The following is a 12190-nucleotide window of genomic DNA, read 5'->3' as shown; positions in this document are numbered from 1 at the left end:
GGTCGGGAAGGTAGGGACAGATGACCGCGTCACACGCCGACGTGTCGGCGGTGGGCTGCGCAGGATCGGAGCTGCAGGAGCACTTCGAGGCGACGATCGCCCGCGACTGGCGGATCGAGCCGCGCGACTGGATGCCGGACGGCTACCGGAAGACGCTCGTCCGCCAGATCGCGCAGCACGCCCACTCGGAGATCATCGGCATGCAGCCCGAGGGGGAGTGGATCACCCGGGCGCCCTCGCTGCGCCGCAAGGCGATCCTGTTCGCCAAGGTGCAGGACGAGGCCGGGCACGGGCTGTATCTGTACTCGGCGGCGGAGACCCTGGGTGCCGATCGCGCGGACCTCACGGACCGGCTGATCGAGGGCCGCCAGAAGTACTCGTCGATCTTCAACTACCCGACGCTGAGCTTCGCGGACGTCGGCGTGATCGGCTGGTTCGTGGACGGCGCCGAAGATCAAGCGGCACAGCAACGACGAGCTGCGTCAGCGCTTCGTCGACATGACCGTGCCCCAGGCCGAGAAGCTCGGCGTCACGCTCCCCGACCCGGAGCTGCGCTGGAACGAGGAGCGCGGCCACCACGACTTCGGCACGCCCGACTGGGCCGAGTTGACCAGGGTGATCTCCGGTGACGGGCCCTGCAACGCCGAGCGCGTCGCCCGGCGCCGGGCTGCCCACGAGGAGGGCGCCTGGGTCAGGGAGGCGGCCACCGCCCACGCCGCCAAGCAGGCGGCCCGTACGCAGAAGGGAGCGGTGGCATGACCACCGAGAAGGACAACTGGCAGCTGTACGAGGTGTTCGTGCGTGGCAAGCGCGGGCTCAACCACGTCCATGTGGGCTCGCTGCACGCGGCCGACGACCGGATGGCCCTCACGCACGCCCGCGACCTGTACACCCGACGCAACGAGGGCGTGTCGATCTGGGTGGTGCGCAGTGGGAACATCACCGCCTCCACCCGCGACGAGAAGGATCCCTTCTTCGTGCCCAGCGCGGACAAGGTGTACCGCCACCCGACCTTCTACGACATCCCCGACGACGTCCCCCACATCTGAGGAGCAGGGAATGAGCGACGACCACGTCCACCTGACCCTGGCCGAGGGACACGAGGACGACACCCGCTGGGCCTACGGCACCGGCTTCGAGGACCCCCTGCACGGCGTGGACAGCGCGGTACCCGACGGCATCGACGCCGGTGAACTGGCCGCCGTCTGTGTCGCGCTGGCCGACGACGCCCTCGTCCTGGCGCAACGGCTGGCCGAGTGGACCACCCGCGCCCCTGAGCTGGAGGAGGAGGTGGCGCTGGCGAACATCGGGCTCGACCTGCTCGGCCAGGCCCGCCTGCTGTACTCGCGCGCGGGCCAGGTCGACGGCACCGGCCGTGACGAGGACGCCTACGCCTACTTCCGGGACGCCGGCGACTTCCGCAACGTTCGCCTCGCCGAACTCCCGGGCGGCGACTTCGCGTTCTGCGTCGCACGCCTGCTGGCGCTCTCCGCCTGGAGGCTCGCCCACTTCGAGCGGCTCACCGCCTCCGACGATCCGGTGCTCGCCGCGATCGCCGCCAAGGGCGTCAAGGAGCTGAGCTATCACCGGCAGTACGCCGCCGAGTGGGTCGTCCGCCTCGGCGACGGCACCGCCGAGTCGCATCACCGGATGCAGGACGCGCTGGAGCAAATCGCGCCGTACCTGGACGAGCTGTTCACCGCGTACGACGTCGAGGACGAGGTCGGGGCGGTGCTGAAGCAGGTCACGAAGGCGGCCGGAGTGCCTCTGCCGACGTGCCGGCCGCTGCCCGGCGCCGGCCGCGACGGCGAGCACACTGAGCACCTCGCCCCGCTTCTGGCCGAGCTGCAGAGCCTTGCCCGCGCCCACCCGGACGCGACATGGTGACCGTACTGACGGATGCGCGCCGCGCTCGGCACATCGCCGCGTCCGTACCGGATCCCGAGCTGCCCATGCTCACCCTGGCCGACCTCGGCGTGCTGCGGGGCGTCGAGGTCGGTGAGGACGGGACGGTCGTCGTCAGCCTCACCCCGACCTACTCCGGGTGCCCGGCCATGGCCGAGATGCGCGCCGAAGTGGCAGCGCGCCTCACAGCTGCCGGATACGCGCATGTCCGGTTGCGCACCGTGCTCGATCCGCCCTGGACCACGGACTGGATCACACTGAGCGGCCGCCGCACCCTCGCCGAGCACGGCATCGCGCCCCCCGGGCCGGCGCCGCGCCCCGCCCCCGGCCCGGTGCCGCTGGCCCTGTCCCCCACCCGGCCCGCGGTGCCGTGCCCCCAGTGCGGCTCGGCGGACACGGAGGAGACCTCCCGCTTCGGCGCCACCTCCTGCAAGGCACTGTGGCGCTGCCGCGCCTGCCGCGAACCCTTCGAGTACATCAAGGAGATCTGATGGAGGACCTGCTGCCACCCGGCACCTTGGCCCCCACGCCCGTGCGGCGCCGCCGCCCGGCCTTCCACCACCTGCGCGTGGCCACCGTGCAGCGGCTGTGCGAGGACGCGGTCGCGGTCGGCTTCGACATCCCGGACGACCTGGCCGAGGAGTTCGTCTTCGCCCCGGGCCAGTCGCTCACCCTTCGCCGTGAGGTCGACGGGCGGGACGAGCGGCGCTCCTACTCGATCTGCTCTCAGGTGGGCGCACCGCCGCGCATCGGGGTGCGCGAAGTGCCCGGCGGGCTGTTCTCCTCCTGGCTGGTCCACGACGTACGGCCCGGCGACACCCTGGAGGTGATGGCCCCGACCGGTGCCTTCACCCCCGACCTCGCCGCACCCGGCCACCACGTCCTCATCGCCGCGGGGTCCGGCATCACCCCCATGCTCTCCATCGCCGAGTCGGTCCTCGCCGCCGACGACCGCTCGCGGGTCACGCTGTTCTATGGCAACCGCCGCACCGGCTCGGTCATGTTCGCCGACGAACTCGCCGACCTGAAGGACCTCCAGCCGGTGCGCTTCCAGCTCGCCCACGTCCTCTCCCGCGAGCCCCGCGAGGCCGAGGTGCTCTCCGGCCGCCTGGACGCCGATCGTCTCTCCGCCCTCATCGGCGGGCTGGTCGACGTCACCGCCGCGGACCACTGGTGGCTGTGCGGACCCCACGGCATGGTCCGCGATGCCCAGGAGGTGCTGACCGGCCTGGGGGTGCCCGACACCCGTGTCCACCAGGAGCTGTTCTACGCGGACGACGCGCCGGTACGGCAGACGCGGCACGAGGAAGCCGCTGTCGAGGGCCCGGTCAGCCAGGTCACCATCACGCTCGACGGCCGGTCCACCACCGCCGCGTTGCCGCGCGCGGCCACGGTGCTGGACGGCGCCCAGAAGACGCGCCCCGACCTGCCCTTCGCCTGCAAGGGCGGCGTATGCGGTACCTGCCGCGCCCTAGTCACCGAAGGAGTGGCCGACATGCGCCGCAACTTCGCGCTCGAAGCCGCCGAGGTCGAGGCCGGCTATGTGCTGACCTGCCAGACCTTCCCCGTCTCCGAGACGCTGACCGTCGACTTCGACAGCTGAGGAAGCCCATGTCCGTCCACCTTGACGTCGCCGCAGGCGTCGGCACGATCCGCCTCGACCGCCCGCCGATGAACGCCCTCGACATCGCCACCCAGGACCGGCTCGGCGAGCTCGCCGCGGAGGTGACCGAGCGCGACGACATCCGGGCGGTGATCCTGTACGGCGGCGAGAAGGTGTTCGCGGCCGGAGCAGACATCAAGGAGATGGAGCTCCTCGACCACGCGGGCATGGTCAGGCGCTCACGCCCGCTTCAGGACGCCTTCACGGCCGTCGCTCGCATCCCGAAGCCGGTCGTCGCCGCGATCACCGGTTACGCACTCGGAGGCGGCTGCGAGCTGGCCCTGTGCACCGACTACCGGATCGCCGCCGACAACGCCAAGCTCGGCCAGCCCGAGATCCTGCTCGGCCTGATCCCCGGCGCGGGCGGTACCCAGCGCCTGTCCCGGCTCGTGGGCCCCTCCAAGGCCAAGGACCTCGTCTTCACCGGCCGGATGGTCAAGGCCGACGAGGCTCTTCGTATCGGCCTGGTCGACCTCGTGGTTCCGGCCGCCGAGGTGTACGAGCAGGCGCGGGTCTGGGCCTCCCGACTGGCCAAGGGCCCAGCACTCGCCCTGCGGGCCGCCAAGGAGTCGATCGACCAGGGTCTGGAGACCGACCTCGACACCGGTCTCACCATCGAGCGCAACTGGTTCGCGGGCCTGTTCGCGACAGAGGACCGCGAGCGGGGCATGCGCAGCTTCGTCGAGGAAGGCCCCGGCAGGGCGACGTTTCTCTGAATACTCCCTGGAACGGTTGGCCGTGTCGGTTTCCGCAGGAGTCGTTCGGCGGTGACTTCAGCCGCAAACCTGACGAAGCCTCACCCCCGCCAGTCCGAAGGCGAAGCCTCCGTGCCAGAACAGAGTTCTGATGTCACTCAGGAGCTGGGCGTGTAAGGGCCGGCCCGTGATGGGCGGGCGGGAGCGTGTGGCTGATTACATGGTAAATGCAGACAGTGAGGGGGGCGCGTGGACCGGAGTGAGGACGAGATCCTTGCCGAGGAGCTTGCTGATCTGGCAGCCAGGGGCGGTCGCTTGACCCGGCTTGTGGCCCAGCTGATGAGGAAGAATGTCCATGAGATCGACCTCGAGATGCCCTTGCCGTTCGATGATGCCGTCAGGCGTGTCGCCAACGTGCTTGGTCTCGCCGGACGAGCAGTGGGGCCCATGCATGTCGAGCCTTGCGTGGACCAGAAGACCATCCGTGTCGTCACCAGGGGAGGCGCGCTCGGCATGAATCCTGTAGTGGTTACGGCGCTGGTGACCAATTGCGGGATGGGTAGCTCGAAGGTCAGGCTTCGTGCAGCTGCCAAGGAAGGCTTGATCAAGCAGCGAGCGGGCGAGAAGACCGCCACCCAACTTGCGGGGTGGCTGAGCGAGTAGAGCAGATCCGACATGAGGGCGGCCTTCAACTGCACACGGCCAAGAGGTCCGGTCGCTCCTGGCGGCTCCACATGCCGATCGGCTGCACCCTCGGCGAGTTCGCACGATGGTTCAACGCCATTATGCGTGGCTGGATGCAGTACTACGGTGAACCGCTCCGGGTCTGGTGGAGGCTCGATTCCCTGAAAGGATCGAGTCATGGCACGTCCGTCCCCCTACCCTCCCGAGCTTCGTGAGCGCGCGGTGCGCATGGTCGCGGAGATCCGCCCGAGCTATCCGGCCGAGTGGGCCGCGCTGAAGGCGGTCGCGGCCAAGCTGGGGATCGGTGCGGCGGAGACAGTGCGGACCTGGGTCCGCAAGGCCGAAGTCGACGCCGGCCAGCGGCCCGGCGTCACGTCCGAGGAGGCCGCGGAGATCAAGCGGCTGCGGGCCGAAAACGCCGAGCTGCGGCGGGCGAACGAGACTTTGAAGGCGGCGTCGGCTTTCTTCGCGGCCGAGCTCGACCGGCCGTCGAAACGCTCGTAGCGTTCATCGACGCACACCGCCAGGTGTTCGGGGCCGAGCCGATCTGCCGTGTCCTGACCAGCCACGGACTGAAGATCGCAACGAGCACCTACTACGCCGCCAAGAACCGCGCCCCCAGCGCCCGGTCGGTCCGCGCCGCGGAGCTGAAGACGCAGATCAGCCGCGTGCACACGGACAACTTCAGTGTCTACGGCGTGCGAAAAGTCTGGCGGCAACTGCACCGCGAGGGCATACCAGCGGCCCGCTGCACCGTCGCCCGGCTGATGCGCGACCTCGGCCTGGAGGGCGCCCAACGCGGAAAGAATATCCGCACCACCATCCGGAACGACGGCCAGGACAGGGCTGGTGACCTGCTCCAGCGCGACTTCACCACGTCCCGTCCGCACGAGCGGTCGGTGGCCGACTTCACCTGCGTCGCCACCTGGTCCGGGATCGTCTACGTCGCGTTCGTCGTGGACGTCTTCTCCCGCACGATCGTGGGCTGGTCCGCTGCCGTCAGCAAGCGGGCCAAGCTCGTCCGCGACGCCCTCGGCATGGCCTTGTGGCGACGTGCCCGCGCTGGAACTCCTACTGGACCGGGGCTGGTTCACCATTGCGACGCGGGCAGTCAGTACACGTCCCTTCGCGTTCACCGCGCACCTGATCGACGCCGGCGTAGGCGATGTCGCTGTCGCCCTCACTCGGCAGGAAGTAACCGTGGTGCGTCCCGCCGCGACGGTTGACGAGCCGGACCCAGCGGCGACCGTATTCCTCGAAGTCCTCAAGCTTGTCGGGGTCGATCTCGTACTTCAGATGAACAGTGATCATGCCGGACTTGTTGAGACCCTTCGGGAACGACCGCCGTCAGAGCGTTCGGAGTATGAGACACGCTCGGGTGGTATGGGTGAACACCGGGCTCCGGCAACTCTGACTTGCGAGTACGCCACCTGCCGACCGGTACTGCCGTACCCAAGGTTCCCTGCGGCTTCGTACCGAGGGCGGACGCCGAACTGAGTTGACCAAGACTTGCCCAGCACGGCTGGGGACGTCGTCACATGGCAGTCCGGGTCTCGGCAGCGATCACGGTGAGGGATGGCGCTCTATAGGTAGTTCTACGGATGGGTGTTTCCACCGATTCCGGCGGCCCGTCAGATGGTGCATTCTGATCACGACATCACCGGGCGAGGCGAGTCCCCTCCCGGTGTGGGGTGTGGTGCCCGACCGCCGATCGCCGTGAAGACCGTGTCTTTCGAAACGGGACCGGACCGGGTTCTTCTTCTTCGACGGCCTGGAAGACCAACAGGAGCCACACCCGTCTTTCCCGCCGCCTTCACAAGACTGCTCGACCCATGCCATGGGGCGAACGCCCCGCCCCACAACGCCGACAACTGCCCACCCACGAGGCTCAGATGAAACAGAATAAGGAATCGAACAGTCCGAGCGGGGCTGTGCGCCGGCCCTGCTTCCCACAGTGCGGGGATACGCGAGCTGACTTGCAGAGGCGAACTCGTGGGACGTGACGGCTTCTGGCCTGTGTACCACCCGGCCGGTCACGACCAGGAACTGCGGGTGGCGCTGGAGGACCTCCGGACCGGACGCTGGATGGCGATGCGGACCGTGCTGGCCCGCGCAGACGGGAACTGGGCGCTCAGGACGTCGCGCAGTCAGGTGCTGGCTGCGGCGGCCGCGGCTTCGGACGTGGTGCAGACATGGCGGGCCGAGGACCCCGGCAACGCGGACGCGATGATGATGCGGGCCCGGGTCGCGGTGGAGCGGGCGCTGCAGGCCCGGCGCCGGCGGCATCCCAGGGAGAAAGAGCTGGCCGAGTCGGCCCGTGAGGCGGTACGGCTCGCGGCTCACAGTGCCCCGGACGACCCGGTTCCATGGGTGTGTCTGCTGGCGCTGGCGCAACTCGACGAGCAGCAACTGCGCCAGGAACAGCAGGTGGCGCCGCCGGACCCGACCCTGCCCCACGGTCCGTGGCAGTTCCTGCGGGAGGCTCACGTACGGGATCCGTTCAACCGCGAGGCCTGCCACCGGATGCTGCAGTTCTTCTACGCCCGCGCCGGCGGGTCGCTCGCGGACGCGCTGCACTTCGTGCAGTGGGCGGCTGCGTCGGCGCCGGACGGATCGGCGGTCCTCGTACTGCCGCTGTACGCGTACGCGGCCCACCACCGCCTGCAACGCGAGCGGCTTCAAGCGGCGGATCCACTTGCGCGTCAGCAATGGCAGCGCATACACATCGTCCGCGACGTGGACCGGGCCCTGCACCGGTGGTTCAGGCATCCAGGAGAGGTTCTTCGCCCACCACTGGATCTCAACCACCTCGCCCATGCCCTGTGGGCCGGCCACCGGTTCTCAGAAGCCGCCGACGTCTTCCGCGCGATCGGTCAGTACGCCACGCACCAGCCGTGGGAGGACACCGCCGATCTCTCCGGCCGCGCAAACCTGGCCGAGGGCGCGTTCGTGTGGGCACGTGCGCAGTGCCTCGCCGCGGCCCAAGCCGAACCGGCACGTGGTGCCCGCTACAGGTAGCGCGTTTCCGGCGGCCGCTTCCCTCCGCGCCTGTTTCCGCGCGTCCTTACAGATTCTCTTGATGGAGGTAGTTCGGTGTCGCACTCGGCACGATCCGCAGTTTCGCCGTCCGCGGAGGACGACGAGCTGCTTTCCCAGCTCGGTTACAGACCACAACTCGCCCGCCGTATGGGCCCCTTCGGGAACTTCGCCATCAGCTTCTCGGTCATCTCGGTGCTGTCCGGCTGCATGACTCTCTACGGCTTCGGGCTGAACACGGGCGGCCCGGCCGTGATGCTGTGGGGCTGGGTCGCCGTGGGTCTGTTCGTCCTGTGCGTCGGCATGGCACTGGCAGAGGTCACCAGCGCCTACCCCACATCGGGGGCGCTGTACTACATGGCTCATCAGCTGGGCGGTCCCCGATGGGGCTGGTACACCGGCTGGCTGAACCTGCTGGGTCTGCTCGGGGCGATCGCCGGGATCGACTACGGTGCCGCGCTGTTCACCGGCGCTCTGCTGAACCTTCAGTGGGGTTTCGATCCCACACCGGGATCGATCCTGATCATCTACGCCTGCATCCTCGTCCTTCACGCCGCGCTGAACCTGTTCGGCGTACGCCTGGTGAGCATCCTCAACTCGGTCAGCGTGTGGTGGCACCTGGGGGGCGTGGCCGTCATCGTCGGCGTCCTCGCGATCGTGCCGCCGCACCACCAGTCCGCGGACTTCGTGTTCGGGCACTACGCCAACGGCACCGGTTGGGAGAGTCCGTTCTATGTCGCGGCGATCGGGCTGTTGCTGGCGCAGTACACGTTCTCTGGCTACGACGCGTCCGCGCACCTGTCCGAGGAGACGACCCGGGCCCAGGTGTCCGCCGCGCGTGGCATCGTGCGCTCGATCTGGGTCTCGTGGATCGCCGGCTTCATCCTGCTGACCGGGCTGACCTGGGCGATTCAGGACTACGCCGCCACGCAGGGCACGGCGACCGGGGTGCCGCCGGCGCAGATCTTCCTTGACGCCGTCGGACTGGCCGGGGCCAAGGCACTGCTGCTGATCGTCATCGTGGCCCAGTTGTTCTGCGGAAACGCCGAGGTCGCGGCGGCGAGCCGGATGGTGTTCGCCTTTTCCCGGGACGGTGCACTGCCCGGATCCGGGCAGTGGCGGCGCGTCTCCACCCGGACCGGGACACCCACCCGGGCCGTGTGGTTCTCGGTCGGAGTGGCCCTGGTCCTGGCCCTTCCGTCCCTGTACTCGGCGACGGCCTACGCAGCGGTGACGGCGATCAACGTCATCGGTATCACTCCGGCCTACGCCATCCCCATCTATCTTCGGCTGCGCGCCGGCCACCGGTTCCCCGTGGGGCCGTGGAACCTCGGAGCCTGGAGCAGGCCGATCGGCTGGGTGGCAGTGGTGTGGGTAGCGGTCGTGACCGTTCTGTTCTGCCTGCCGCAGAGCAATCCCGTCACGGTCGATTCCTTCAACTACGCGTCGGTGGCACTGGCCGTGGTGCTGCTGCTGGCCAGTGTCTGGTGGTGGGTGGCTCACCGGTCCTATTCCACCCCCCTGTACAGCGGCAACCCCGAAATGGCCGCGATCCAGAGGGACGTCGTCTGATGGCGCTTGAGCAACAGGCTGTCACCCCCGGGCAACTCGCCGGCCAAGCCCGCCAGGCCACTGCGCCGCCCGCGGGCCGCTCCAGGCCGCAGCGGCCCTCCGGGCTGCTCACCCTCGACCAGCTCGTCGACCATGTGACCGCCGGACACGTCGACACCGTGCTGCTCGCCGCACCCGACATGCAGGGCCGGCTGAAGGGCAAGCGTCACGGCGCACGCCATTTCGTGGACCGGGTTCTCTCCGGCGGTGCGGAGATGTGCGCCTATGTCTTCGCCACGGACGTCGACATGCGTCCCCTCGACGGCTACGCGCTGACCTCATGGGAGAGCGGGTACGGGGACGTGCGCCTGCTCCCCGACCCGGGCACCGTTCGGATGCTTCCCTGGATTCCCGGCGCTGCTCTCGTGTTCGCCGATGCGCTGGACACCGCCGACCGGCCCGTGGAGGTGGCTCCCCGCCATATGCTGCACCGCCAGTTGGAAGGGCTCCGCAGGCATGGTCTGAGCGCCAAAGTGGGCCTGGAGAGCGAGTTCGTCCTCTACCGGGGAACCCATCACGACCTTGAACAGTCCGGACACCGGGAGCTTCGGCCCATCGTCATGACCAATCTTGACTACTCCCTTGACATGCCCCGGCGAACGGACACGTATCTGCGCAGGCTGCAAGCCGCCCTCGCGGGTGCCGGTCTCCCCGTCGAAGCGGTGAAGGGCGAAGGCAGCCCCGGCCAGGTGGAGGTGACCTTTCCGTACGGGGATCCGCTACGGGCATGTGATGGACACGTGGTCTTCAAGCACGCCGTACGCCACACCGCTGAGCGCGCCGGAATGGCGCCGACGTTCATGGCGGCCCCCGATACCGGCGTAGCCAGCGGATGCCATGTGCATCTGTCCCTGTGGCGGGGAGACGAGCCGGTCTTCGCCGAGCGGGACGGTCGCCTGCCGGAGACGGCGCGCGAGGTCGTCGCCGGTCTGCTCGACGCTCTGCCCGACCTCGCGCCCCTCTACGCTCCCAACCCCAACTCCTACAAGCGATACCGTGCCGGTTCATTCGCCCCGACCGCCTTCACCTGGGGCCGGGACAACCGCACCTGCGCCGTGCGTGTGGTCGGCCACGATGAAGGCCTCCACCTGGAGGTCCGGCTGCCAGGGGCGGACGTCAACCCCTATCTGGCCCTCACGGCGGTTCTGGCCGCCGCACAGCACGGGATCGACCATGAGCTGCCCTTGCCGCCGCCGCAGACCGGCAACGCGTACCAGGCAACAGGGGACCGGCCGGTCCCGGCCACCCTGCACGAGGCACTGGAGGCGTTCCGGAACAGCAAGTCGGCGTGCCGTATCCTCGGCCCCGCCGTGGTCGAGCACTACTCCCGGGCCGCCGAGATCGAGCTGGACGTCGTTCACACGCACGTGACCGATGTCGACCGGCAGCGTGGGTTCGCCCGAGCCTAGTAGGCCCTGTCTGACAAATCCCGTCTGCCTCGCGACGCCATGCTCGCACTCCCGCCGCACCGAGCGCAGACCCGAGTACACCCAGTACGAGGCTCTACGCCCGGCGGCCGAGAGCACACACACGACGCAGCGAGGCCGCCCTCCCGGGCGACGACGGGAATGGTCGGACACGACCTGGCCGGTCGCCCAGATCGGCCGCCGGGCCGCGCCGCGCCTCGGCTTCGTTCACCTTCCGAAGCCGACGCGCGGCCCGGCGGTACCTTGTCCCCCTGCTTCCCCTCGTTGCCACCCTCCGTCAGGATCGATGCTCTCTCCGCCCACTTCGGCACCATCCCTGCCGCTCCGCAGACACGATGCCTGGCCCGGTCCGCTATCCCTGCGCAGCCTCCTTCGTCTTCTCGCGATCACTGTCGCGGTCGCCATGACCGGCCTGGTCGTCGCGCGCACGACCTGGATGCTCCAGAAGTCCGATGCCCTGGTCGACGGCTCCGTCAGCGGTGAGGAGCCGGACGGCAGCTGCGACGCGAGACGTATGCACTCGCCGGAGCCGGTGCCTCGTCGGCCTCGTGGTGACCGGGCTGACCCTCGTCATCAGCCGCACGGTGACCCGGCGGGCCGATCATGCCCGGACCATGGCCCTGACGGTCGCCCAGCAACACCTTCGCGATCTGATCGCGCGCCTCAGACACGGAGAGGACGTGAACGCCCACGATCTGCCCAAACCCACCGTGCGCCAGAGATGCCGTGGCCGGGCTCGCCCTGCAGACCCTCGATTCGGCCTACGCCGTCCACCGGGAACGCGAGGGCTTCAACCGCTTCTGCGCCGGAGCCGCCGAACACGCGCTGGTCGCGGTCGCCGCCCTGCTGCGGGAGCTGGACGACATGCAGCGCCGCTCCGACCAGGACACCGAATTCAGGGATGGGCTCTACGCACTGGACCACGAAGTCGTACAGCTCCGTCGCCGACTGGAGAACCTGCTGCTGCTCGTCGGCAGTACCGTGCCCCAACCTCAGAACGGCGCCGGCTGGCTCGCCTTCCTGCGCTCGCTCATCGCCCGCGGCCTGTCCGGCGTCCAACTGGTCATCTCAGAGGTCGTTCTCTTTCCGAACCTCAGGTGCGACTTTTGCTGCTCAGACATGAGATCACGGCTGTCGCGGAAGTCTCGGCTCGTTGCTGGCCGAGATGT

Annotated in this window: 12 protein-coding genes and 3 pseudogenes; 14 read left to right on the top strand and 1 reads right to left on the bottom strand. The window is 69.0% G+C overall.

Annotated elements, in window-relative coordinates; translation table 11 throughout:
• The first annotated feature begins 20 nt into the window (after positions 1-20).
• The 10 genes and pseudogenes from OO68_RS42095 (at position 21) to OO68_RS45270 (ending at position 6173) form a co-directional block, all read left to right on the top strand.
• Positions 21-759 (top strand): annotated as a pseudogene (locus OO68_RS42095) (Phenylacetic acid catabolic protein).
• Positions 756-1049 (top strand): 1,2-phenylacetyl-CoA epoxidase subunit PaaB, encoded by a 294-nt coding sequence (paaB, locus tag OO68_RS05065; protein ID WP_033306943.1) that lies wholly within the window; start codon positions 756-758, stop codon positions 1047-1049. Before OO68_RS42095 ends, paaB begins: the two are co-directional and overlap by 4 nt.
• Positions 1050-1059: 10 nt before the next feature.
• The gene (paaC, locus tag OO68_RS05060) at positions 1060-1887 is read left to right on the top strand and encodes a 1,2-phenylacetyl-CoA epoxidase subunit PaaC (RefSeq protein ID WP_033306942.1); all 828 of its coding nucleotides are present in this window, start codon (positions 1060-1062) and stop codon (positions 1885-1887) included.
• On the top strand, positions 1881-2396 hold the full coding sequence (gene paaD, locus OO68_RS05055; RefSeq protein ID WP_033306941.1) for a 1,2-phenylacetyl-CoA epoxidase subunit PaaD: 516 nt from the start codon (positions 1881-1883) through the stop codon (positions 2394-2396). Before paaC ends, paaD begins: the two co-directional genes overlap by 7 nt.
• Entirely contained in the window at positions 2396-3508 is a 1113-nt protein-coding gene (paaE, locus tag OO68_RS05050) for a 1,2-phenylacetyl-CoA epoxidase subunit PaaE (protein WP_051814441.1), read from the top strand. The genes paaD and paaE overlap by 1 nt, the downstream gene beginning before the upstream one ends.
• Before the next feature lie 8 nt (positions 3509-3516).
• A complete protein-coding gene (locus OO68_RS05045; protein ID WP_033306940.1) occupies positions 3517-4284 on the top strand; it encodes an enoyl-CoA hydratase/isomerase family protein in 768 nt (255 codons plus the stop codon).
• A 228-nt stretch (positions 4285-4512) separates the two neighbouring features.
• Complete coding sequence (locus OO68_RS05040; RefSeq protein WP_033306939.1) at positions 4513-4926, top strand: hypothetical protein; 414 nt, start codon at positions 4513-4515, stop codon at positions 4924-4926.
• Positions 4911-5162, top strand: a complete 252-nt coding sequence (locus OO68_RS43750; RefSeq protein ID WP_280922463.1) for a group II intron maturase-specific domain-containing protein — start codon at positions 4911-4913, stop codon at positions 5160-5162. Before OO68_RS05040 ends, OO68_RS43750 begins: the two co-directional genes overlap by 16 nt.
• Positions 5125-5451 (top strand): transposase, encoded by a 327-nt coding sequence (locus OO68_RS47420; protein ID WP_033306938.1) that lies wholly within the window; start codon positions 5125-5127, stop codon positions 5449-5451. The genes OO68_RS43750 and OO68_RS47420 overlap by 38 nt, the downstream gene beginning before the upstream one ends.
• 23 nt (positions 5452-5474) lie before the next feature.
• Positions 5475-6173: an IS3 family transposase gene (locus OO68_RS45270; RefSeq protein WP_167345872.1), complete on the top strand. Its 699-nt coding sequence runs from the start codon at positions 5475-5477 to the stop codon at positions 6171-6173.
• On the opposite strand, the pseudogene OO68_RS47415 reads toward OO68_RS45270, so the two are convergent.
• A pseudogene (locus OO68_RS47415) lies at positions 6103-6258 on the bottom strand (NIPSNAP family protein); the annotation flags it as partial. The gene OO68_RS45270 and the pseudogene OO68_RS47415 sit on opposite strands and share 71 nt — an antisense overlap.
• A gap of 681 nt (positions 6259-6939) precedes the next feature.
• Here OO68_RS47415 and OO68_RS05025 point away from each other — a divergent pair.
• The 4 genes and pseudogenes from OO68_RS05025 to OO68_RS48425 form a co-directional block, all read left to right on the top strand.
• Positions 6940-7965 carry a hypothetical protein gene (locus tag OO68_RS05025; protein WP_033306937.1) on the top strand — a complete coding sequence of 342 codons (1026 nt, stop codon included), beginning with the start codon at positions 6940-6942 and terminating at the stop codon, positions 7963-7965.
• A gap of 75 nt (positions 7966-8040) precedes the next feature.
• Complete coding sequence (locus tag OO68_RS05020; RefSeq protein WP_033306936.1) at positions 8041-9555, top strand: amino acid permease; 1515 nt, start codon at positions 8041-8043, stop codon at positions 9553-9555.
• Positions 9555-11003: a glutamine synthetase family protein gene (locus OO68_RS05015; protein ID WP_078625184.1), complete on the top strand. Its 1449-nt coding sequence runs from the start codon at positions 9555-9557 to the stop codon at positions 11001-11003. The genes OO68_RS05020 and OO68_RS05015 overlap by 1 nt, the downstream gene beginning before the upstream one ends.
• Before the next feature lie 744 nt (positions 11004-11747).
• Positions 11748-12190 (top strand): annotated as a pseudogene (locus OO68_RS48425) (hypothetical protein); the annotation flags it as partial.

Source organism: Streptomyces iakyrus (assembly GCF_000717055.1).
Lineage (GTDB): Bacteria > Actinomycetota > Actinomycetes > Streptomycetales > Streptomycetaceae > Streptomyces > Streptomyces iakyrus.
This window is presented reverse-complemented; position numbering and strand designations above follow the sequence as displayed.